General features: G+C 38.3%; 23 protein-coding genes. 17 read left to right on the top strand and 6 right to left on the bottom strand.

All coding sequences use genetic code 11. The features are described 5' to 3' along the window. Positions 1-78: 78 nt before the first annotated feature. From I858_RS14375 to I858_RS14365, 3 genes are read right to left on the bottom strand one after another with little or no spacing between them, the layout of a single operon-like run. Positions 79-2,682 carry a YfhO family protein gene (locus I858_RS14375; RefSeq protein WP_065524434.1) on the bottom strand — a complete coding sequence of 868 codons (2,604 nt, stop codon included), beginning with the start codon at positions 2,680-2,682 and terminating at the stop codon, positions 79-81. A 19-nt stretch (positions 2,683-2,701) separates the two neighbouring features. Further along, on the bottom strand, positions 2,702-3,097 hold the full coding sequence (locus I858_RS14370) for a GtrA family protein (protein WP_049693118.1): 396 nt from the start codon (positions 3,095-3,097) through the stop codon (positions 2,702-2,704). Beyond that, positions 3,087-4,031 carry a glycosyltransferase family 2 protein gene (locus I858_RS14365; protein ID WP_275425626.1) on the bottom strand — a complete coding sequence of 315 codons (945 nt, stop codon included), beginning with the start codon at positions 4,029-4,031 and terminating at the stop codon, positions 3,087-3,089. Before I858_RS14365 ends, I858_RS14370 begins: the two co-directional genes overlap by 11 nt. 285 nt (positions 4,032-4,316) lie before the next feature. On the opposite strand from I858_RS14365, the gene I858_RS14360 reads away from it, so the two are divergent. From I858_RS14360 to I858_RS14320, 9 genes are all read left to right on the top strand, one after another. After that, the gene (locus I858_RS14360) at positions 4,317-4,937 is read left to right on the top strand and encodes a TerD family protein (protein ID WP_049693116.1); all 621 of its coding nucleotides are present in this window, start codon (positions 4,317-4,319) and stop codon (positions 4,935-4,937) included. A 13-nt stretch (positions 4,938-4,950) separates the two neighbouring features. Then, positions 4,951-5,529: a TerD family protein gene (locus tag I858_RS14355; protein WP_049693115.1), complete on the top strand. Its 579-nt coding sequence runs from the start codon at positions 4,951-4,953 to the stop codon at positions 5,527-5,529. A gap of 99 nt (positions 5,530-5,628) precedes the next feature. After that, a complete protein-coding gene (locus I858_RS14350; protein ID WP_049693114.1) occupies positions 5,629-6,774 on the top strand; it encodes an HpcH/HpaI aldolase/citrate lyase family protein in 1,146 nt (381 codons plus the stop codon). Next, a complete protein-coding gene (locus I858_RS14345) occupies positions 6,707-8,077 on the top strand; it encodes a phosphoribosyltransferase domain-containing protein (RefSeq protein WP_083553718.1) in 1,371 nt (456 codons plus the stop codon). The genes I858_RS14350 and I858_RS14345 overlap by 68 nt, the downstream gene beginning before the upstream one ends. Continuing rightward, complete coding sequence (locus tag I858_RS14340; protein ID WP_049693113.1) at positions 8,074-9,183, top strand: cysteine protease StiP family protein; 1,110 nt, start codon at positions 8,074-8,076, stop codon at positions 9,181-9,183. Before I858_RS14345 ends, I858_RS14340 begins: the two co-directional genes overlap by 4 nt. Next, positions 9,180-9,995 carry an HAD family hydrolase gene (locus I858_RS14335; RefSeq protein ID WP_049693112.1) on the top strand — a complete coding sequence of 272 codons (816 nt, stop codon included), beginning with the start codon at positions 9,180-9,182 and terminating at the stop codon, positions 9,993-9,995. Before I858_RS14340 ends, I858_RS14335 begins: the two co-directional genes overlap by 4 nt. A gap of 24 nt (positions 9,996-10,019) precedes the next feature. Continuing rightward, positions 10,020-11,633, top strand: coding sequence for a YceG family protein (locus I858_RS14330; RefSeq protein WP_049693111.1), 1,614 nt, complete (start codon positions 10,020-10,022; stop codon positions 11,631-11,633). A gap of 20 nt (positions 11,634-11,653) precedes the next feature. Further along, positions 11,654-12,736, top strand: a complete 1,083-nt coding sequence (locus I858_RS14325) for a toxic anion resistance protein (protein WP_049693110.1) — start codon at positions 11,654-11,656, stop codon at positions 12,734-12,736. A gap of 18 nt (positions 12,737-12,754) precedes the next feature. Next, positions 12,755-13,333: a TerD family protein gene (locus I858_RS14320; protein ID WP_049693109.1), complete on the top strand. Its 579-nt coding sequence runs from the start codon at positions 12,755-12,757 to the stop codon at positions 13,331-13,333. Between the two features lie 314 nt (positions 13,334-13,647). On the opposite strand, the gene I858_RS14315 is transcribed toward I858_RS14320, so the two are convergent. Further along, positions 13,648-14,913 carry a TRAP transporter large permease gene (locus I858_RS14315; RefSeq protein ID WP_049693108.1) on the bottom strand — a complete coding sequence of 422 codons (1,266 nt, stop codon included), beginning with the start codon at positions 14,911-14,913 and terminating at the stop codon, positions 13,648-13,650. After that, positions 14,898-15,398, bottom strand: a complete 501-nt coding sequence (locus I858_RS14310; RefSeq protein ID WP_049693107.1) for a TRAP transporter small permease — start codon at positions 15,396-15,398, stop codon at positions 14,898-14,900. The genes I858_RS14315 and I858_RS14310 overlap by 16 nt, the downstream gene beginning before the upstream one ends. 412 nt (positions 15,399-15,810) lie before the next feature. Between I858_RS14310 and I858_RS14305 the strand changes: the two genes are divergently transcribed. Next, complete coding sequence (locus I858_RS14305) at positions 15,811-16,839, top strand: DctP family TRAP transporter solute-binding subunit (RefSeq protein WP_049693106.1); 1,029 nt, start codon at positions 15,811-15,813, stop codon at positions 16,837-16,839. 131 nt (positions 16,840-16,970) lie between these two features. Further along, entirely contained in the window at positions 16,971-17,354 is a 384-nt protein-coding gene (pcaC, locus tag I858_RS14300) for a 4-carboxymuconolactone decarboxylase (protein ID WP_049693105.1), read from the top strand. 21 nt (positions 17,355-17,375) lie between these two features. On the opposite strand, the gene I858_RS14295 is transcribed toward pcaC, so the two are convergent. Continuing rightward, entirely contained in the window at positions 17,376-18,299 is a 924-nt protein-coding gene (locus I858_RS14295; protein WP_049693104.1) for an AEC family transporter, read from the bottom strand. Positions 18,300-18,409: 110 nt separating this feature from the next. Here I858_RS14295 and I858_RS14290 point away from each other — a divergent pair, with 110 nt between their 5' ends. Genes I858_RS14290 through I858_RS14265 form a run of 6 tightly spaced genes read left to right on the top strand, consistent with a single transcriptional unit; the run spans position 18,410 to position 23,563 of the window. Then, positions 18,410-19,339, top strand: a complete 930-nt coding sequence (locus tag I858_RS14290; RefSeq protein ID WP_049693103.1) for a hydroxymethylglutaryl-CoA lyase — start codon at positions 18,410-18,412, stop codon at positions 19,337-19,339. 57 nt (positions 19,340-19,396) lie between these two features. Then, complete coding sequence (locus I858_RS14285) at positions 19,397-20,191, top strand: enoyl-CoA hydratase/isomerase family protein (protein ID WP_049693102.1); 795 nt, start codon at positions 19,397-19,399, stop codon at positions 20,189-20,191. A 39-nt stretch (positions 20,192-20,230) separates the two neighbouring features. Continuing rightward, positions 20,231-21,571: an MmgE/PrpD family protein gene (locus I858_RS14280; protein WP_049693101.1), complete on the top strand. Its 1,341-nt coding sequence runs from the start codon at positions 20,231-20,233 to the stop codon at positions 21,569-21,571. Between the two features lie 22 nt (positions 21,572-21,593). Beyond that, positions 21,594-22,163 (top strand): PaaI family thioesterase, encoded by a 570-nt coding sequence (locus I858_RS14275; RefSeq protein ID WP_083553717.1) that lies wholly within the window; start codon positions 21,594-21,596, stop codon positions 22,161-22,163. Further along, on the top strand, positions 22,160-23,005 hold the full coding sequence (locus tag I858_RS14270; RefSeq protein WP_049693099.1) for a fumarate hydratase: 846 nt from the start codon (positions 22,160-22,162) through the stop codon (positions 23,003-23,005). The genes I858_RS14275 and I858_RS14270 overlap by 4 nt, the downstream gene beginning before the upstream one ends. Before the next feature lie 9 nt (positions 23,006-23,014). After that, positions 23,015-23,563: a Fe-S-containing hydro-lyase gene (locus tag I858_RS14265; RefSeq protein WP_049693098.1), complete on the top strand. Its 549-nt coding sequence runs from the start codon at positions 23,015-23,017 to the stop codon at positions 23,561-23,563. Positions 23,564-23,591 lie beyond the last annotated feature (28 nt).

The raw sequence follows: 23,591 nt of genomic DNA, 5'->3' as shown, positions 1-23,591 counted from the left end.
CCTCTGACTTATTATAGAAGTCAGAGGTGGAAGAGCTAAAACAAGGTCAAGAGATAGAGCTGTTTTTTGATAAAGTATTTAGTTGAGATCAACTGTTTTTGTATTTTTCTTTTTGCGAAAAGCTAGTACAAAGCCTAAGAGGGCTGACACTAGACTAACAGCTGCAGCAAGTTTGAAAAATGGTGGACGGTAAGTGAGTAGAACGTCGTTTTCGCCTGCAACTATAGGAATGGCCATAAAAGCAAAGTCAGCTCTCAAGACTTCTACTTTTTGTCCATTCACTTGTGCTTGCCAACCGCGTTCATAAGGAATAGCTAGCTTTAAAAAAGCATCATTTTGAGTATTTTCATAATCCAAGTGGACACGACTGCCATCAATAGACAAGTGACTAGATGAGTCAGGTTGAGCTGCTTGCTCACGCAGAGAGTCGTAAGAAGCAGAGAAAACTTGTAGATCAGTTAGTTCATATGTTCCTTTTGGAAGACGTATTTCAATAAGCTCATCAGCTGGAATTCGAATCGTTAAGTCGTCTACAAATGTTTTGTAAATTGAATCGTTGGATTTTCTTGTTGTTTGATAGTCATTTACTTCAAGCAAGAATCCTTGGTCAGGGGCTGTTGATACTAAATGGAAAGAGACAAACAAATCACTACTAGACTTTGATGGGTTTTGTAGGTTCAAGTTTAAGCCGCCTCTTCTTTCAACAACATGTACCATCTTCCCATTAAAGAGAGCGCCACTTGCAGAGACATCAAATTCAAGGATGCTTTCATTCGATTCAGGCAATGGATTCGTCTTTTGACTGTGCTCTAGTACAACACCTGTCATCATGGCTTGTTCACGCATTAAGGGAGACGAAGCTGCTAGTTGCTGCTCTTCATACACAGTAGAAGTAGAACGTGCAAACGGCAAGACGTACTCGTTTTCATAGACGATGTATTTTTTGGAAGAATAGATTTCATTGAAACCATATGGAATATTGGTATCTCCGCGCGCACGGATAATGTACTTGCCTTGCAACATACTATACAAGTTGGCGCGATTACCAAGAGTTGCATAGCGACTGACACTTTCGCGGCCCATATCGATTTCAAGATCATACAAATAAAAATACAATAAGTTTTTATTTAAAATACTGGAATAAGCACTTAATCCCTGGAAATCTTGAACAATAGGCGTGTTGTTACGTACACCTTCCATCCAATCAATACGGTAAAGGTCACTGTTTTCTTGTGCGTGAATATAATCGATTAATTTGTTGATTTCAGGATCATCATACTCGACACCTGTTATTAAGTCTTTGTTCACTTGTGAGATATTTCCTTCATCAATAATTTTTTCGGTTTGATAGATATTAGTTAACAACAAAGCCCATACTAACAGAAGTATCATTAACAACCATTTAACAAAATTTTTCTTGAAGTATGTGTATAGAAATAGTAGCAATAAAGTAATGACAAGAGCACTAATTGAAAGTGTCGAAAACCAAGAGTCTATTTCAAAATACTCATCTTTTCGCGCGTAATAAACAAAGCTTAAAATCGTAAGTATGGCAGGTGGTAAAAAACGCCATAATGTAAATTTGTGCAATTGATCAAATGCTACGGCGACAGCGCCTCCCATGACTAACGAGATAAAATATTCCCATCGGTACTGTGGAGCAGAAAATCCGTTAAAAGCACTGCCGATGACTGGACTATTGTGCATGATGACAGCAGTAATTCCAATTAGCGCAAACAAACGGAACGTTTTATGACTGTAAAGAAACCAGCAAAACAACAAGAACACAAAAAAGGCGGGCAAGATGATGATAGTGTCGTTGAACAATATATTATCTGTGGTTTCCTTAAACCAAGGGATTTGTTGTTCGAATTCAGGTCTATGGTTGTTTAAATAGGCATAGACAGCAGGGACAAAAGAAATTGCACTGATTCCTGCGCCAATCAATCCAGCGACTAAAAAACTCATGATGCTTTTCTTTTTTACTTGTTCGTTCTCAGTAAGTGGAATAAATAGACGGAACACGATATATAAAGCGGTCAACATAAAATTAATATAAGCAAAGTAGAAATTATCGATCATAGAAATTGCAACGGCGACTAAAAACCAGCCTGGTTTCTGTTCTCGGAAAATTTTCTCCACGCCAAACAATAAAATTGGTAACCATAAAAAAGAATCTGCGAAAAATTCCCAATAGGTTACGTGGCGAAAATACATACCTGAAAGTCCATAAAGAGAAGCGCCTAATAACGCTGCAGGTTTTGAAATTTTTACATAGATAAAAAAACGAGTTGTGATAAATAAGATAGCTGCTAAACGGATGATGCTAATGAAAACAGCAGCATTAGCCCAAAACAAGACATCGGTTGTCTGAATAATACGAAGTGCTTGTAACAAGGAAATGATTATGACAGAAACTAAAAACACGATTGATGTAGAGAAATAATAAGAAAGTTCACTAAAAGTGCCAGCCCCTAATCCAAAATCAAACGAATAGAAAAACTCTCCTTGAGTGTATTGTTTATACAATAGATCTTTGAAAGGCATCATTTGAGAAAGTCCGTCATTAATGCCTACCATAAAATGACCACGTGACCATTGGGAGAGAAAAACGGTGTGTCCGATTGTTGACAGCAATAGAGTTAATAACGAGAGAAGAACAATAGGTCGCAGCTTGTGCATAGTGTCACCGTCTTTTTTCTTATTTTGAAGAAGGCGCATCTTTAAGAATTTTACTAGATACGATGAAGGTTATAGGAACTGTAAATAATACTGCCGCAAAAGGTGCAAAATTGCTATTGAGGTTTAAAAATTCAACAAAAACAAAGATAAGCACGGTTGAAATAGACATATTCACGACTTGTGTTAATGGAAAGTATAAATATTTTTTAAGCGTTGGCTTAATACGATACGTTACGTAACAGTTTAAGAAAAAAGAGATGTTTAAACTGATTAAAAAGCCAACAATGTGAGCCAATAAATAAGGTAAGTCGAATAAGTTGTGTAGTACTAAGTAAATCGAGTAGTAGCTCAAAGTATTAATGACACCGACAAAAACAAAACGAGTAAATTCTGTATTTAACGACTTAAGATTCATGGTATTCATCCGCATTACTGACATCTACAAGAAAGTGAGGGCGTTGTTTTGTTTCATTGTAAATTCTACCAATGTATTCGCCAATAACGCCAAGACTGATTAATTGAATGCCACCGAGTAAAAGAATCGCAGTAATGGTCGTGAAGTAACCGGGAGCTCCAATTCCTTCTGTCATAATACTGTAGAACGTAATCAAAATATAAATGAGTGATAAAAATAAGACCAAAAACCCTGTATAAAAACAAATGCGTAAAGGTTTCATATTAAACGAAATGATGCCATCAATACCATAATTGACAAGATTGCTAAATGACCATTTTGAATCACCATCTACGCGTTGAACGTTCTCGTAGTTGATGGTCTTTTTGCTTAGACCAATCCACGAAAACAAGCCTTTCGAAAATCGATTGCTTTCACTCAGTGTAAGAATCGCGTCAATAGCTTTACGACTCAGCAATCGAAAGTCTCCTTCACCATCTTGTAAATCGACATCTGTAATTGAGTTGATAAGCTTGTAGTACAGAGAAGAAAAAAGAGAACGCACTTTAGAATCACCAGTACGAGAACGCTTGGCCACTACTTGGTTAAAGCCATCTTCATAGCCTTGTACCATTTCTCCGATTAGTGTAGGTGGATGCTGCAAGTCGCTATCCATTACAATGGCGGCGTCTCCTTGAATTCGTTTTAGTCCTGCAAGCATTGCTGATTCTTTTCCGAAATTACGTGTAAGTGAAATGTATTTTAAGTTATCATGTACTTCAGCTAATTTTAAAATTTCTTGTAACGTATGATCACTACTACCATCATTGATGAACATAATCTCATAACGATATGGAAGCGACTCAAGTTCCTTCACCAATTTATTGTACATGGCTGCAATATTGGCTTCTTCATTGTAAGCTGGAACAACGATTGAGATAAGCTTCATGTGTATTCCCCTCTCCAATTGCTACTAAAAATCCTTCATTAGCTCACATTACCCGTGATATTTAAGAAGTAAGCCTCGGAAAATGAAACTTCCTAGCTTTAGATACGTATAAGTATACGTCAGGTATTTTCAGAAATCATTTGTCTGAACATTCAGCGCGTTATCAAGAGTTTTCAAAACACATAGCTCCTGAATTTTCATGTTTCTGAATAGACGTTATCCGTTGAATTTTACTTGTTAGACCGATACCATTAAAATAGAATACATACTGATGAATGGAGAGTGTTAGGAATGGCGATTAATCTTGTAAAAGGTCAGAAAATCGATTTAACAAAAGGACGTTCATCTCTTTCGAGCATTATGGTTGGCTTAGGCTGGGATCCAGTTGCAACCAAAAAAAGCGGCGGCTTTTTAAGCGGCTTATTAGGAGGCGGTGGAGGCGGAGGCGGAGCGGATATTGACTGTGACGCATCTGTCTTGCTACTTGATGAAAACGGGAAATTAACAGCAAAAGAAAATTTAATTTACTTTGGTAACAAAAAAAGTAAAGACGGCAGCGTTGTTCACTCGGGCGATAACTTGACTGGCGAAGGTGACGGCGACGATGAAATGATCAATATCGACTTAAAGCGTATTTCCCCATCAATTCATCGTTTGGTCTTTGTTGTGAATATTTACAACGCTCAGAAAAAGAAGCAAGATTTCGGCATGATTGAAAACGCATTTATTCGCTTGGTTGATAATCAGTCGAAAGAAGAGTTAGTTCACTACAACCTTACAGAAAATTATGCTGGCAAAATGTCGTTAATTACAGGTGAACTTTACCGTCAAGATTCTGAATGGAAGTTTTCTGCTATCGGCGAAGGTGCATCAGAACCTGATATCGGATCAATTGCAAACAAATATTCTTAAGGAGTGTTGAATAATGGCAATTAACTTATCAAAAGGTCAAAAAGTAGATTTAACAAAAAGTAATCCTGGTTTATCAAAAGTGGTTGTTGGTTTAGGTTGGGATACAAATAAATACGATGGCGGACAAGATTTCGACTTAGACTCGTCGGTCTTCCTTTTGAATAGTGAAGGCAAAACAGCTTCAGAAGCTGATTTTATCTTCTATAACAATACAACAGGTGCTGCTGGTGCAGTCGAACATACAGGCGACAACAAAACAGGCGAAGGTGATGGAGACGACGAGCAAGTAAACGTTAACTTGTCTGCCATTCCAGCATCTATCGAAAAAGCAACTTTTGCTATTACGATTCACGATGCAGAAGCACGCGGTCAAAACTTTGGCCAAGTAAGCAATTCTTATGTACGCATTGTTAATGGAGATACAAACGAAGAACTAATTCGTTATGACTTGGGAGAAGATTTTTCAATAGAAACTGCAGTTGTTGTCGGTGAACTTTACCGTCACGGGGGAGAATGGAAATTTAACGCCATTGGCAGCGGTTATCAAGGCGGTTTAGAGTCTCTTGTTAAGGACTTTGGCTTAAACAGCTGAGTGAACGATGGAAAAGCAAGGAGACTGTCTCCTTGCTTTTTGTCCATTCATATCTAAAAACCATAAGCTGCTACGGCAGCGTGCCGGGAGGAGTCACATATGAGGCATTTTAATGGATTAACTGATTCTGATTTAAAAACTTTTTTTAAATATTCCCCGACAGAATTTAACAGTGATACAGATCGGGAAATTTTAAGCTTAGCTTTGGGCGCAGCACTGTATACTCCCGGGTCTAGAGCTGATTTCGCACAAAAAATTTTAACTGGTGAATATAGTAGCGGCATATTTGCAGGCTTAACAACATTGATTGTTTGCTTAGAAGATGCAGTGGCTGACACAGAATTGAAGAAAGCAGAAGAAAATACTATAAGCGAGTTTAAAAAATTAGCAAAGGCTAGTACAGAGCAGTTGGCAGAGGGGCCTGCGTTGTTTTTACGAATCCGCACGCCTGAACAATTAGATCAGTTGATCGACAGTGTTGGAACGTCATTGCGTGTCTTAACAGGAATCGTTTTTCCGAAATGTTCACCAACTACTTTGCCTTCTTTTTTTGAAGCGCTCGATCGTGCCAGTAACATAGCCGGCAGAAAACTTTATGCATTGCCGTTACTTGAAACAAAAGAAGTACTGTACAGCGAATCTCGTGAAAAAACCTTATCAGACTTATACGACATTATAAAGTCACAAGCAGAACGAGTTTTAACAGTACGTGTAGGAGCAACTGACTTTTCTAGCCTTTACGGGTTGAGACGTCCTGCGGATCGAACAATTTATGAGGTTCACATTATTCGAGATTGCTTAATCGCGATAATGAACCGCTTTGGTCGTTCAGAAGATGGTTTTACGGTTTCGGGTCCAGTCTATGAACATTTTTCGAGTGGAGAACGACTTTGGTTATCGTCAAAGCCTGAAAGAACGCTTTGGGAAGAAGTGCAATTGGATATTCTGAATGGCTTTAAAGGAAAAACGTGTATTCATCCGTCACAGATTTCAATTGTCAACACGAGTCATATCGTGTCACTTGAAGCATACGAAGACGCTAAATTGATTCTTGAAGAAAGCAACAAACGTAACGGTGTTTTAAAAAGTCTTAAACGCAATAAAATGAACGAAGTAAAACCGCATTTGAGCTGGGCAAAAAAAGTGGTTGCTCAAGCAGAAGTTTATGGGGTGCTAAATGAAAACTATCAACCAATCGACGTCCTCAATCATATCCGGGCGAACCAACTATCAAATCAACACTAAGTTATGGGATAATTTAACAATCAATATTTCGGTAACAGACGCTTATCCTGCGCTTTCACCAGAATCCCTTTTTTCTGTGGCTTTACGCGTGAATAAGAAGCGTCAATTTTTATTTGTCAGTAAATTGATTGCTAAACACTTGGCTGTGGATCCATCGTTAGCTCTTGGTACGGGAACATTGTTAGCTTCTTTGCTAATGGAAAGCGCAGATCTAGAAGGATATCCTGATGCGAACTTACTCGTGCAAATGATAGAAACTGGAAAAGTAAATCGTGAACTAAGTTTGCAATCGCTTGAATTTAAAAAAACGATGCCTCAAAAAACAGTTTTCATTGGAATGGCGGAAACTGCAACGGGACTTGGTCATTCAGTTTTTCAGCATTTTGAAGGAGCCGCTTATATTCATACAACACGCGAAGAAATTGTTGGCATGACCCCATCTTTTGTCTTTGAAGAAGAACATTCCCACGCAACATCCCATAAAGTATATGCGCCTCCCGGAATGCTTGAAAGAGCAGAGACCATTGTTTTAATAGACGATGAAATTTCGACGGGCAATACGTTATTGAATTTGGTTTGTGCATTGGATGATCAATTCCCGGGGAAAAAGTATGCTTCGCTGTCGATTCTTGATTGGCGAAACGATAGTCAAAAAGAAAAAATAGAAAATGCGGTAAATAATCGTGGTATCAGTTTGAAAATTTTGTCGCTGATGTCTGGTCAGTTTGAATTGGTTCACAGTAAAATGCCTCAGGAAATTGAAAAAAACTCATTAACTAGTACAGCTGAAAAAATGCCAGTTACTGAAATGAATACCACTAAATTAAAGGTTACTTCAAAAACAAGACAGCAATATGTTCCTTATACGGGTCGTTTCGGTATTACTAGTAAAGAACAAGATGAAATTACAAAATGGGCACAACAAGCAACAGCGCCTTTTGCAAATAGAAAAGATAAGGCATTGGTCATTGGCGTCGGCGAAAATATGTACTTGCCTCTCCGTTTTGCATTGGCATTAGGAGAAAACCTGCTCGTGCAGACGACGACGCGCAGTCCAATTTTTGCCTCTCCAACTTTAAATTATCCGATACAAGAAAAAGTGAAATTTAACTTGCCAGATGCCGAAGAAATCAATCAATTTATTTATAACTTGAATGCATTGGATATCGATCGCATCTACTTATTAACCGAATCGGTTGTTGAGAAATCAGAATGGCAACCTTTGCTTGTCTATTTACAGAGCAAGGCATCAGTAGAATGGATATCCTTTACGACTAGTAAAAGGAGTGAAGAAATCGAATGACAGCCACCGGTTTAGTAAAAACAAGTTATCCCAAAGAAGATATCACTTTTCTATTAAAAGATGTAAGTGAAGTGTTTACTGAAAGTACATTAGAAGAACGGGAAAAAGCGGTTCAAACAGGTTCTCATTATGCAGAACGGTTGCCGATGGAATATCAACCTTCTGAGGAATACACCAAGCTTTATCACGAAACGGTACTTAAAACAAAAGAACAATTGGCTTATTTAGTTGGACTCGTAACACGTCGCATTTTCATGAATGCTGGCACCGAGGATATTGTTCTTGTATCCTTAGCACGCGCGGGCAGTCCAATTGGTATCTTAATTCATCGTTATGCTAAACAAATGATGAAGATGGAATGGCCTCATTATAGTGTTTCCATTTTGCGTGACAAAGGAATTGATGAGAAAGCAATGGATTCGATTCGTGCTGCACATCCAACGAGTCGCATTCAATTTGTAGATGGATGGACTGGAAAAGGCGCTATTCAAAAAGAATTGACTAAAGCGGTAAATCAACTTAACAAAGAAAAAAACATGAATCTTTATGATGATATGGCAGTACTTGCTGACCCGGGTGCTTGCGCGGTCTTATTTGGAACACGTGAAGACTTTCTGATTCCCAGTGCGTGTTTAAACGCCACTGTATCAGGACTTGTGAGCCGTACCATTCTTAATAAGTTATACATCGGTGAAGACGACTTTCACGGTGCAAAATTTTACGGAGAACTGTTAGCAGAAGACTTGTCAAATGATTTTGTTGATCAAATCACAGAATGCTTCGAGGCTACTCGTGATAAAGTAGAAGCAGATGCTGTTTCGACACCTGTAACAGCGAAAAGAACATGGCAAGGAATGAAAGAAGTCGAAGAAATCGGTCATCAACTGTATAGTGAAACGGATTATCATTTGATTAAACCAGGAGTTGGCGAGACAACACGCGTTTTGCTTCGCAGAAGCCCATGGAAAGTTCTTGTAAACAGCTTGGAAAACCCAGACGTTCACCATATTTTGATGTTAGCAAAAGAAAAAAACGTACCGGTAGAGGTTGTTCCTGACTTGTTTTACCGCGCAATCGGTTTGATCCATTCGGGTAAAGAAACATGACAATCCTGTTTGCTAGTGATTTAGATCAAACGTTAATTTATTCACGCAATTCAATGGGCATGGAAATAACGGAAGAAGAGTTAGTTGAAGTAGAGCGCTACGAGGGGAAACCACTGTCGTTTATGACGAAAAAAAGTCAATCAGCGCTTTGGAACATTCATGCTTCAGCATTCTTTTTGCCCGTGACTACACGGACACAAGCTCAATACGAGCGAGTGACGGGTATTTTTAACGGACAGCAAGCACCGCGGTTTGCGATTGTATCTAATGGCGCTGTCATTTTGGAAAACGGCAAACCCATCAAAGAGTGGTCTGAAGAGATTCGCCAGCAGTGTGTCAGTCGGAAAACCATTATTTCAGAATTGCTACCGGAAATTGAACGTCATTTTTCAGAGGACTGGGTACTGAAAGTCAAAGAAGCGGAAGAGTGGTTTGTTTACCTGATTGTGGATCGTGCACGTTTTCCAGAAGACAAGCTGGATTTCTACACAACCGTATTTAAAGAGCTTGGATGGGGAATGTCCCTGCAAGGTAGGAAGCTTTATTTTATGCCAGAAAGCATTACGAAAGCAGCTGCCGCGATGTACATTAAGGAACGTATAGGTGCCAGCTACGTTCTGGCAGCTGGAGATTCGCTACTCGATCTGGATTTACTAGAAAGTGCCGATTATGGCATAGTGGCATCTCATGGCGAAGCAGTAAAAAGTAGAGTTTCAATGTCCGGACATATTCATAAGACCGATAAACACGGCATTAAAGTTGGAGAGGAAATCTTGGCCCGTGTAGCAGAGATTTCACTGCAGCGTCAATAAGCAACAAAGCAAGGAGAGATTCCGATGGTTCAATTGAATCCAATCCCCGCTAGAACCTGGGATCCGGAAAAAATCGGGGAATGGCTAAAAAAACCGATTGTGGATCACAGCGAAACACAAATTGAAGAAAACCGCATTACCTATCCGCAATTGCTTGGACAAATTACCGGCATGACACTTGATGCAGATGAATATTTTGCTTCTATCTACGATGTTATGGAAGCGGCGGAAGGACGGTTAATCCGTCTTTCCGATAAAATGAACAAGCATATTGAACAAGATCGTTTGCGAACGCTTCAAGATTTGTTTGAAATGAATAAAAAGGAAAAAGGGTTGTCGCCAAATCGCATGACCGCTTTTTTAGATGGCAAAGGGCTGTTACCGAAATTCAAGGATGCTGAATTAAATCGACGATTGCGATTGGTATTAATTGATATATTGAAAGCGTTTCAAGCGCAATCAAGTGGAGATACGACACATTCCTCATTCCGCCGGGTGACCACAGATTTAGTCAAGTGGATGTTTAATCATATCGAACCTGAAATTGAAAAATTAGATCTAGAAAAAGGATTGCCAGGCTTTTTGTGGTATGGCGATGCTACGGAAAGCGAAACCTGGTTTTTGAAATTAGCAACAGCTTTTGGTTTTCATGTTATTGTATATGATCCGAAAGGACAAAAATGGTTTGAACAAGCCATTGGTAGTGAAGGATTGCATACCCATAGCTTCCAAGTAAATGCCGATTCCCTGTTGCCATTTCCTGAAGAAAAACCAAAACGTGTAGGAACTGTCGCTTACCGAGCTACACAAGAAGTAGATCGCTTACTCCATCATGATGATTCTGGACTTTATAAGCCCTTCCAATTCAAGTCATATTTGACGCAATCGGTTCGTTTAAAGACCACAATAGATGAAGCATTCATGCTTGCTAAAGAACGCGCAATGGTGCGACCTTCTTTTTCAGTAGCGAGTGGGCAAGTCAACATTCCTGTGGTTTTTGCAAAAGTGATGGGGATTGAAAAAGACCGCAAGCGTTTTTGGGATAACATTCACAATTTAACCGAACGCGAAGACACAAAGTTAGTTCGCAGCTTTCCTTTTATAGAAGAACGCAAAGGCAATCAGCAATTTCATTACCGCGCTGCGCTTGGAAAAGATGGAAAGCTAGATCCTGAAAAAATGAAAACAGCAAATTGGTGGAAGTACAATAAGTTACCTGAAGGCGTTCAGACGGCAATTGCCGCAGCAGTCGCAAGACATGTTGAAAAGCCGATTTTGTTGCCTGTTAATGGGGAGTCTTTAGAAGACTTGCAGCTGTATGCTTTTTCTCAGTCTATGCTGCTTCCGGAATCGGTCATTCAACTGATTCAATTATTCGATTATCCGCAATTTGTACCAACAATGCTTTTTTATAACGAAGAAAAAGATGGTGAACTCAGTCGTGCCGACGCTAATGCGATTGCTTTAATTCATATATTTGGACTCGATGTGATTATTGTCAATCCGCAAGGACACCAAGACGTGGAGCGCTGGGTCGATCCCGAATTTTTTGATACACACTGGCTTGATGAACGAAGCTTTAACGAGCCATACCGTGAGCCTTCTGTCGTGAAAAAGTTATTTAAAAAATGGCTATAGCCAAAAAGGAGTGACAACAGATGACCCATATGCCAGATCAAATTGAACAACAAGAATTGGTAATGAAAGATGAAAATCAATTAAAAGTCCAGTTGAAGAAAGATCCGGAAGTTCTTCAGTTGGCTGCGAAAATCGATCCCAAAAACCAAATCGCTTTACTGGAATTTGGTCGTGAACCAGCGAATGAAATTTCAGCTTTTACTGGAAAAGTATTGAATTCTGTTCAAGCAAATAGCATGGAAGAATCTAGTGAATTATTGAAGCAACTAGGTAAAATCATGGATAAATTCGATAAAAAAGATTTCGTTGAAAAGAAAGGCTTTATGAGTAAGATTTTCAACAAAGGCAATAAAGTGATTGAACAATTATTTAATAAGTATCAAACCATGGGAACAGAAATTGATAAAGTGTATGTTGAAATCACAAAGTACGAAGGTGAAATGAAAAAATCGACAACGACGTTAGAAGAACTATACAACCAAAACTTCAATTACTTTATTGAGTTAGAAAAATACATTGCAGCAGGCGATGTGAAAGTTGAAGAACTAAAAGCTCAAGAGCCTGCTGTTCGTGCAAAAGCAGAATCTGGAGATCAAATGGCGTTAATGGAACTCAACTCTCTACAAAATGCCATTGAATTATTAGAGCAGCGCGTATACGACTTGGAAATGGCCAAACAAGTGTCTTATCAGTCGGCGCCTCAAATTCGCATGCTTCAACGCGGGAACACAAAACTTATCGGAAAAATTAACTCCGCTTTTGTTACGACCATTCCGATCTTTAAGACGGGATTGATCAATGCCATCGCAGCTAAACGTCAAAATTTAGTAGCAGAGTCGATGAGTGAACTAGATCGTCGAACGAACGAAATGTTGCTCAACAACGCGAATGACATTTCACGTCAAAGTGTAGATATCGCCAGAATGTCTGGTCAGCCGAGCATCAAGATTGAAACCATTGAACAGACATGGGAGACTATTATGCAAGGGATGAACGACACGCGTGAAATTGAGCAAGAAAACCGCAAGATGCGCGAAGAAGGACGTCTCCGAATTGAAGAGTTGCAGAAGAAGTACGAAGATACTCAGCGTAAAGCTAATTAATTAGAGGAGGAATAAACGATGTCAGCAATTAATCTTTCAAAAGGACAGAAAATCGATTTAACAAAAACAAATCCGGGACTTACGAAAGTGGTCGTTGGTTTAGGTTGGGATACTAATAAATATAGCGGTGGCGGCGATTTCGACTTAGATGCTTCTATTTTCTTGGTAGGGGAAAACGGCAAATCACGCGGTCCAGAAGATTTTGTTTTCTACAACAACCTGGAAGGTGGAAACGGTTCTGTTGTTCACACTGGAGATAACTTGACTGGTGAAGGAGACGGAGATGATGAGCAAGTCATTGTTGACTTACCAAATGTTCCTGCTGACATTCACAAAGTTGTCTTTACAGTAACGATTCATGAAGCAGAAAGCCGTGGACAAAACTTTGGTCAAGTTTCTAACGCATTTATCCGCATCTTGAATGAAAATTCAAACGAAGAACTAATTCGTTACGATCTTGGTGAAGATTTCTCGATTGAAACAGCTTTAGTGGTTGGAGAATTATACCGCCACGGTAATGAATGGAAATTTAATGCAATTGGTAGTGGCTATCAAGGTGGTCTGGCAGCATTGGTAAATGATTTTGGATTAAGCTAAATGAATTAAAGACCGTCTATCAGTTTATTAAACTGATAGACGGTCTTTTTGGTTAGTACTCAATTTAATAGTTAAGAAAATAGTGATCGTATAGCAGTGTTTAAGTGTATGTATTGTTGAAACGATAACACATATTCTCGCTCGTGGTTTGTTCGGCAAAAGTGATAATTGGGCAGTTAGGTATTATCATGACCAGTTTGATTTGGATGCTGTTGATGCATTGTATCGATTTGAACGATAACAAAGTAAAAAATAAAAAAAAGACGCCAGAACTGCTGCCGTCTTTTTTTGAAACCAACAAGTGGTGATAGAAATTAAGTTAAGAACAAAGAAATCTGAGGGAATATGATGATAAGTATCAAAACAATAATAAAGATCATGAAGAAAGGGATTACACCTTTTATAACTTTTTCCACTTTTTCACCGGTTATTCCACTGACAACGAATAAGTTAAGTCCGACTGGCGGTGTGATCATACCCAACTCCATGTTGACTACCATAATGATTGCGAAATGGATAACATCAATTTCCAATGCAGAAATGATAGGCAATAGAATTGGAAGTGTAATTAAGATAATAGCTGTTGGCTCTAAGAACATTCCAAGAACAAAAAATAGTAAACTAACGATAATTAAAAATGTCCATTTATTAAATCCACTATCACTTACCCAAGCCGCAAAGTCTTGTGGAACTTGCTCAGTTGTTAAGAACATCCCAAAAACCAAAGCTGCAGCGATTATTAGGAAGATCATGGACGTTGTATTAATCGATTCTTTCGTAATTTCAACAAATTGAGACCAAGTCATTTCTCTGTAAACAACAATAGAAATAATGATTGCATATAAAGCAGCTAAAAAAGAAGCTTCAGTAGGAGTTACAATACCCGTATAAATACTTCCTAAAATAAGAACGGGCATTACAAGTCCCCAAGTAGCTCTGAGTGTAGGAAGCCATCGATCTTTTAAAGGAACCTTTGGCAAGCCTCCATAATTTTTTCTGTGCGCTACAATTACTGCATAGACAATTAAAGCAAAACCAAGTAAAATTCCTGGTAAAATTCCAGCTGAAAATAATCGTCCAGTAGATTGTTCTGAAACTGACCCATAGAGAATTAAAGGAATTGAAGGAGGAATAAGAATACCCAATGTTCCAGCCGCAGCAACCAATCCCATAGAATAACTTTTTTCATATCCAGCTTTGACCATCATCGGAATCATAATGGCGCCAATTGCAGCAGCAGTTGCAGGACTTGAACCTGAAATAGCTGCAAAAATCATACACGTGATAACAGTTACTACGGACAAACCGCCTTTCGTGTGTCCCACCCAAGAACGGATGCATTCAATCAAGTATTTTGATATACCGCCTTTAGCCATGATTAATCCTGCAAAGACGAAACCAGGAATCGCCATTAATGTTGTACTGTTAACTCCCGTAAACATTTTTTGTATAACGGTATTCAAAGAGAAATCAACCATGTAAAGTCCAACAATACTAGAAACCGCTAAACTTATAGCAATTGGTACTCGTAAGAAAGCGAAGACAAAAAGTAAAACAATTACAATTATAGCTGCTTCCATTCTGCATCTCCTCCGCCCGTAACATTTTCTTTCTTAATAAAGTATCGATATGCTTTTTCGCAGAAACGGATAAATAACAAAGTGCCTGCAATCGGCATGATTAAGTAATTAATCCATATCGGAAAGCCAACATCGATAGTTTTAATATCTTGACTGTATGCCGTCGTTACCATATCAAGACCAGTCCAAAAGATAAAGATGCTAAAAGCAGACCCAATCAATAACGTGACTATTTGAGAGAATTGCTGCATTTTAGGCCCAAACCTATCGTAAAGTACGTCTATCGCAATATGCTTGTCTTCTTTCAACGCTGATGAAAAGCCTATAAAAATGGCCCACACTAAGAGCATCGTATAAATTTCGGTAGCCCAACTCTGAGAACTTCCCAAGACGTAACGCATAAACACGGAGTATAGACTAATAGCAATTCCAAATAAAAATAAAATGATAGAGAAAGCGCTTTCAACACGATCCAGGTATTTCATTTAAATCCTCCTCAATCAATATGTATTTTGGATACGAAACAATTAGTCAAATCATAATACAAGTTTTAACTAATAACAAGCAAAATTTAGAATAGAAAGAAAATTAACTTGATATTACTTTAGTGCTATTGTTTTTCAAACCTCTTTAGTTTAAAAAACCCAATTGAAGGATGTTGAAAAAATATTTCTATAAAAGATGGAATATTTAAATTTTTCTTTACTTTCATTTTTTTCTATGATAATTTTGTGTTAAGTTGTATCCAAAATTCAACAAAAGGACATCAACTTAATTTTTTTGTTTACATCGTACACGAAGGGTAGAGAGAAAGAGAGGAGACAGATTAAATTGAAAGCCCTTACAAAGAGGATTTAAGTTTATCTTGAGATTCAAAAAAATTAGGGGGTTTGTTAGATGAAAAAACACATTTTAACCTTATCTTTATTAATGTCTGCGGTGGTATTAGCTGCTTGTGGTGATGACGAAGCAACTACTAGTGGAGAAAGTAATGGTGATGACGTTCAAGAAATGACGATTAAATTTTCTCACGTTGTAGCGGAAAATACACCTAAACATCAAGGCGCACTAGCTATGAAGGAATATATAGAAAAAGAATCAGACGGTGCAATTGAAGTTGAAATTTATCCTAATAGCTCACTGTTTGGTGATCAAGACGAATACCAGAACTTAGTTTCGAATAATGTTCAATTTATCGCACCTGATTTATCCAAATTTGTTGGAAATAATCCGCAATTTAATGTGCCGTCTCTTCCTTTTATGTTTGACAATGATGAAGAAGCAATTAAATTCTGGGATGGTGAAAAAGGCCAAGAGATTTTGGGTAGTTTAGAAGGCGATGGTGTAGTTGGTTTATCTATGTGGCCAAATGGTGGTAAGCACGTTACTAATAATGAACGACCAATTGATTCGCCCGACGACTTTGAAGGCTTGAAATTCCGAACTCAAGGTGGTCAAGTGCTAGAAGCTATTTATGCTGCTTTAGGTGCGGGTTCTGAATCTATTCCTTTTGGAGAACTTTACACAGCACTTGACCAAGGAGTTGTAGAAGGTCAAGAAAATACGTTCAGTAACATTGAGTCGAAGAAGTTTGATGAAGTTCAAAAATATATGACTGTTATGAACCACACACGTGTAGATTATGCGATTTTCACAAATACTAAGTTTTGGGAAAGTATGAACGACGCAACAAAAGAAATTGTAGAAGCCGGAATTGACGAAGGAACAGAAGTAGCGCGTGAAGAAGCTAAAAGTTTAAATGAAAAAGCTTTGGAGTTAATTCGCGAAAGAGGACAAGTCGAAATTATTGAATTGACGCCTGAACAAATCGAAGAGTTCCGTACAACTTTAGAGCCTATTTACGATGAATTCGAAGATGAAATTGGTGCCGATGTATATGAAGCGGCACGTGAAGCTGCTAAATAATAAAAAACTAAGAAAACTAAAAGAGTTGGCGGTTTCCGTTGCCAGCTTTTTTTAGTTTAAACTTTGCTTGAGCAAAGCGCTTCGTAAGAAAAAATTAACCAAACCAATACTTTATAGACAGGAGAATGAATATGAACAAAGAGAAATTTGAAAAAGGACTGGAAATACGTAAAAGTGTGTTGGGAGCAGAATATGTGGATCAATCAATTCAAAATGCGACGGAGTTTAATATGCCCATGCAGGAATTAGTGACTGAGTATTGTTGGGGAGAAGTTTGGGCACGTCCGGGATTAACAAAGAAAACCCGGAGCATGCTAAATCTCGCTATGATTACAGCATTAAATCGACCGCACGAATTAAAATTGCATGTTAGAGGAGCTATCAATAACGGTTTGACGAGAGAAGATATACAAGAAGTTTTTCTTCAAACTGCTATTTACTGTGGAGTGCCAGCAGCAATTGATAGTTTTAGGACAGCAAAAGAAGTATTCGATGAAATCGATAAAGAACAGTAATTTAAGAGTTGTCCATTCATTTCAAGTAAAGAGAATTCGAGACAAGAAAATCACAATTGTTATAGACAAAGCACTGAAAATAGTTGAAACAAAAACAGCTTGAGCAGCAAATGCGGCTTCGTTTTCATATTCCTGTGCAATAATAGCGCTATTAACAGAACTTGGGACGGCAGAAGCAATAAATAATGCTTGAGCTGTAATAACATCTACATGTAGAAATGGAATGATGATAAAAGCAGTAAGTGGACTGATGATCAGTCTAACAGCGACACTAAGGTACACAGTAAACATGTTTTTAGTGAAGTTTAGTTGAACCACTTGTGCTCCTAGTGTAAGTAATGCTACTGCAATCAATGCATCTGCGATGTAGGAGCCTGGTATATAGATAAACTGCGGTAGTTCTAAGTTGAATGCATTTAATAGCAAGCCAAAAAACATCGCATAAAGTATCGGCATTTTAAAATAAGGAACTGTGTTTTTGATTTTAGTTTTATTTAACTTATCTAAACTAATGATGCCATACGAGTATACCAACAAATTTTGGAAAGTAAGAACCAGTACTTGAACGCCCATTGCAACGGGGTCTTGTCGAAAAGCTAAATCATTTACAGAGATGCCATAATTGCCCGAGTTGTAAAACAAAGTGCTGTGTGAAAATGCGATACGAAGTCCTTTGCTAAAACTAAAAAGTCTGCTGATTATATTGGATACAAAATACAAAAATATAGACAAAAAAATAAAAAAAGCTAATACTTTAAAAAATAAATCCCAAGCCAAATCAGTTTCGTAAAGACGAATAAAAATTAGTCCAGGGACTAAATAATAAATATTGATCTTTGCCAATGTGTTTAAATCAAGTTGGAATTTGAAATGTAGAAATGCCCCAATTCCAATTAAGATGAGGATAGGAACGATGATGTTAAGGAAAATATTGAAAATCTCCATAAGGTGGACTCCTTTCGTTTGATCCATTGATAGAAAGTTGTATGGTTTCTGTACAATATACACTATTAAGAAAGTTATACCAATCAATTTCGAAACTGAGGTGAATCTAAATGAAGTTACCTAAAAAAGTAAAGATAAATGAAGTTGTACTGAGAGATGGTTTACAACTAGAAGCCAAAATACTGACTTTAGATGAGAAAAAGAAGATATTCGATCAATTAGTAAAAGCTGCTGTTCAAACGATAGAGTTTGGTTCATTCGTGCATCCTAAATTAGTACCACAAATGGCAAACAGTGGAGAACTAGTTGAATTAATATCGGAAAATCCGAATGATGTAAAGCTAATCGCGTTAATTCCCAATTTGAAAGGAGCAAAAAATGCGCGAGAAAAAGGCGTAAAAAACTTAAATTTCGTCTTCTCGGCTAGTGATACACATAACGAGCAAAATGTTCAAAAAAGCACAAAAGACTCGCTGAGTGAGCTTAAAGAAATTCTGAGTTATTGCAAAGAACAAGACATTTGCTTGAGTGTATCGATTGCAACGACTTTCGGATGTCCTTTCGAAGGGGAAGTAAAAAAAGAACGAATTTACTGGATCCTTGAGCAATTGACGTCTTTAGATCTAGAAACAATTACACTGGCAGATACAACGGGTATGGCAAATCCACAACAAGTTTATGACTTGATAACAGAACTAACAAACAAATTTCCACATCAATTATTCAATCTTCATTTCCACAACACAAGAGGAATGGGACTTGCTAATATGATGGCGGCAATGCAAGCTGGCGTGACAAGTTTTGATGCATCCTTAGGGGGGCTTGGAGGTTGTCCATTTGCTCCTGGAGCAACTGGCAATATCTGCACAGAAGATGTTGTTCATATGCTTCATAGTATGGGAATTGAGACAGATCTGTCATTAGACGAATTGTTAATCGCTTCTAAAACGCTTCAACAACTTGTCGGTCATGAAACGCCGAGTTATGTTTTAAAAGCAGGTCCATATGACAGGAAATATTCGATACCTACAAAAAAATAGAAAAGGGTAGTCCACTCTATTTTTGATAAAGTAGCAAAGAAACTAGGAGGATACATCATGCCCAACTGGGAAACTGTAGAATTAAACAAAACATATAGTGATGAGAACGTTTATGTAATCGAGCTCAATAGACCTGAAGCAATGAATTCATTGAATACGAAAATGGCTATTGAATTAATCGAATGCCTGACATTACTGGAGCATCAAAAAGATTTGCGTGCGTTAGTACTAACGGCTAAAGGAGAAAAAAGCTTTTGCGTAGGAGCGGATTTAAAAGAACGAAAAGGAATGACTAACGAACAATGGAAACAACAACACGATATTTTCGAAGAGGGCTATGAATTGTTGCGAAATTTTAAGTTTCCAGTAATTGCTGCAGTTAATGGATTTGCGTTAGGCGGAGGCATGGAGATGATGCTAAGCTGTGACCTTCGCTATGCTTCCGAACACGTTAAAGTCGGATTGCCTGAAGTTAAATTAGGAATTATTCCGGGTGTGGGAGGAACTCAATTATTGCCGCGCGCTATTCCAGTTGGACTAGCGAAAGAAATGCTTTTTAGAGGAAATCAAGTTGATGCGCAAAAAGCGTTAGAAGTTGGCATTTTGAATGGCATTTTTACGAAAGAAGAATTGATGTCAAAAACAATAGAAATTGCCAAAGAAATTGCGCGAAATGCACCGCTATCTCTACAATCGATCAAGAAATCTATTCAAACCGGATTGCATACAGATATGAATACAGCTCTTTCAATCGAACTCGACCAATACTATAAATGTGCTAATTCCGATGATCGATTGGAAGGTGTTTTAGCTTTTAATGAAAAGCGAAAACCAAATTGGCAAGGGAAATAATAGATATAGCTAACTTATTGAGGAAAGGAGATTCAGAAAATGGAATTGAGCAGGTATTTAGCAAGGTATAGCTTAAATCTTCAATACGAGGATTTGCCTGAAGAAGTCGTGTCATTTACAAAGTTATGTATTCTCGATTATTTTGGATCAGCAATAGCTGGGTCAGATAAAAAACCTGTTCAAATAATTAGCAACTTAGTAAAAGACATGGGTGGCTTTGAACAAGCAAAACTGTTTACAGGAGGAAAATCCAGTGTATTAAATGCAGCTTTAGTAAATGGATCAGCAAGTCACATGATGGAGCTAGATGATATTCACAAAGGATCAATCATTCATGCAGCTACAGTTGTTATTCCAGCAGCATTAGCGATTGCAGAGTGGCGACAATTAAGTGGGAAAGAACTAATCACCGCTGTAGTCGTAGGGTACGAAGTCTGTTTTAGAATCGGAGAAGCAGTATCGCCTTCTCATTATTATTATTGGCATAATACCGCTACATGTGGGACATTCGGTGCCGCCGCTGCAACTGGAAAGCTACTTGGCCTGACAGAAGATCAAGCAGTTGATGCTTTAGGAAATGCAGGGTCACAAGCTGCTGGACTATGGGAGTTTATTGTTGATGGGGCCATGACAAAACAGCTCCACACAGCAAAAGCTTCAATGAACGGTACAATGGCTGCTTTACTGGCGCAAAAAAGTTTTACAGGGCCAAAGAAAATTCTGGAAGGCAATCGTGGTTTTTTTAATGCGATGAGTGAAGAACATGATGTTTCTAGAATAACCGAAAATCTTGGGCAAGAATTTAAAATTTTGGAAAACTCTTTTAAAGTTCATGCTTCTTGTCGCCATACACATCACGCGATCGATTTGCTGATTGATATTTTCAAAGAACATCAACCTGTGCTAGAAGAGATCGAATCGGTGGAAGTCAATTCTTATCAAGTTGCTCTTACTATCACGGATGACGCAGACCCTCAGACAGAATATGCAGCTAAATTCAGTCTCCAGTTTTGCTCAGCTTTAGCTTTATTAAAGGGGCGTGCGAGTCTGGAAGATTTCGGCGAAGAAGAGTTGTGGGATAAAGATATTCGAGCGTTGATGGAAAAAGTGAATGTTCACGTAGATCCTGCAATTGATGAGAGCTACCCAAGAAAATGGGGAGCGACAGTCACTGTTTTGTTGAAAAATGGAGAGAAAATTTATAAACAAACAGATTTTCCAAAAGGTGACCCTGAAAATGCAGTAACTACAAAAGAGTTGCTTGAAAAATTTATAGGAATGGCTACAATCATGCCGCTCCAACAGCGACAAGCTTTAGCAGAGAGTTTAATGAATTTGGAATCGATAGAAAATATTAGCGATCTTATGAAGACACTATAAGTAGCACTAGTACGATTGACGAATGGAAAAAAGAGAAAAGAATCCATGTAAAGAAGGCGTTTCTATGGAACATAACAGTGAACAATCAACGACGGTCACAAGTTTGATCGATCAATTAAAAACTTTTAACTCATCTGAACTAAAACAAGCCACTTATTTATTATCACTTTTGCAGAAGTCGCAAGACGACTCAATTGATAACGCCGTACCGATGCATTTTCTTGGAAGGTTTTTAGGAATAGAACAACACGACGACGGAACAACTGAAATGACTTTAGGATTTCAGAATGAAAATACTTATGGTGTGGCACAAGGCGGTTCTATTTATACATTAGCCGATGTCGCAATCGGCTTTATTATTTTACAAAATTTAACAAAAGAAGAAAAAGTATTTACTTTAGAACTAAAAGTAAATTTTATTGAAAAAGGACAAGGTTCTCGTTTGATCGCGACTCCTTGTATTTTGAGACAAGGTAGAACTACAGTAGTTTCCGAGTGCGCGATTCATGATGATTCGGGAAAATTAGTGGCAAAAGCGCTGGGTACTTTTTATATCAGTAGAACAAAAAAAAGAAAGGAAGGAGACCGATGAAAAAAATTGCTTATGAACAAATTGTGGAAAAAGTAAAAACAATGTGCATAGAGTCTAACTACAATCTCGGAGAAGATGTTTACGTAGCATTTAAAAATGCACTACAAACAGAACGCTCAGAAACAGGCAAAGAAGTGCTGACGCAATTGATTGATAACGCCGATATTGCCAAAGTTGAACGAGTACCGATGTGTCAAGACACAGGTACGGCAGTTTTTATCGCAGAAGTGGGTCAAGATTGTCACATTGTTGGTGGCAGGTTAGTCGATGCCATTAATGAAGGGGTAGAAAAAGGCTACAGTGAAGGGTATTTAAGAAATTCTATGATCTACAATCCGATGAATCGAACAAATACGGGAAACAACACGCCAGCCATTGTCCATATTGACTTGGTTGAAGGACAAGAACTGACGTTGCATATGACCGCTAAAGGCGGCGGTGCAGAAAACATGAGTGCATTGAAAATGCTAAAGCCTTCTGACGGCATGGAAGGAGTTAAGGAGTATATTTTATCGATTGTTAAAGAAGCGGGACCGAATGCATGTCCGCCACTAGTGGTCGGTGTCGGGATTGGCGGTAATTTCGAGCGGTGTGCTTTTTTAGCTAAAAAATCATTGTTTCGTCCTTTAGGTATACGCCACCAAGATCCAGTAGTAGCAGAGCTTGAACTGGAATTAATGGAACAGATTAACCGTCTGGGCATCGGGCCACAGGGTATGGGAGGTAGTACAACTGCACTAGACGTCAAAGTGGAACTCGAGTCCTGTCATATTGCAGCTTTACCAGTAGCGGTCAATTTAAATTGCCATGCCAGCCGCCACCAAACAATTGTGCTGAAATGAGGTTATGATATGCAAAAGAAAATTCAATTACCTTTACGTATTGAAGATATTGAATCGTTGAAAGCAGGAGATCGTGTGCTGTTGTCTGGTACTGTATATACAGGACGAGATGCTGCCCATAAGCGAATGGTGGAACAAGAAAAAGAAGGTATACCACTTCCTATCGAACTACAGGACCAGGTTTTGTATTATACAGGTCCAACGCCAGCCAAGCCTGGAGAAGTAATTGGTTCGGCAGGTCCCACAACCAGCGGAAGAATGGACTTGTATACACCAGCACTTCTTGAAAAAGGCTTGAAGGGCATGATTGGCAAAGGCTATCGAAGTGAAGAAGTCATTGCTTCGATGTTGAAACACAAAGCTGTTTATTTTGGTGCTGTGGGTGGCGCGGCGGCATTAATAGCGCGTTCAATTAAAAAAGCTGAAGTGATTGCCTATGAAGATTTAGGAACAGAAGCTATCCGTAAGTTGATCATTGAGGATTTTCCGGTTTTTGTCATCAATGATATTTATGGTGGAGATATTTACAAAGATGAAATCGCAAAATACAAGCAATAATCAACGAACAATGAAGTACCCAAAAGGA

It is taken from the genome of Planococcus versutus (genome assembly GCF_001186155.3).
GTDB classification, from domain to species: Bacteria; Bacillota; Bacilli; order Bacillales_A; family Planococcaceae; genus Planococcus; species Planococcus versutus.
Note: the sequence above shows the minus strand (reverse complement) of the source record. Positions and strands in the feature narration are given on the sequence as shown.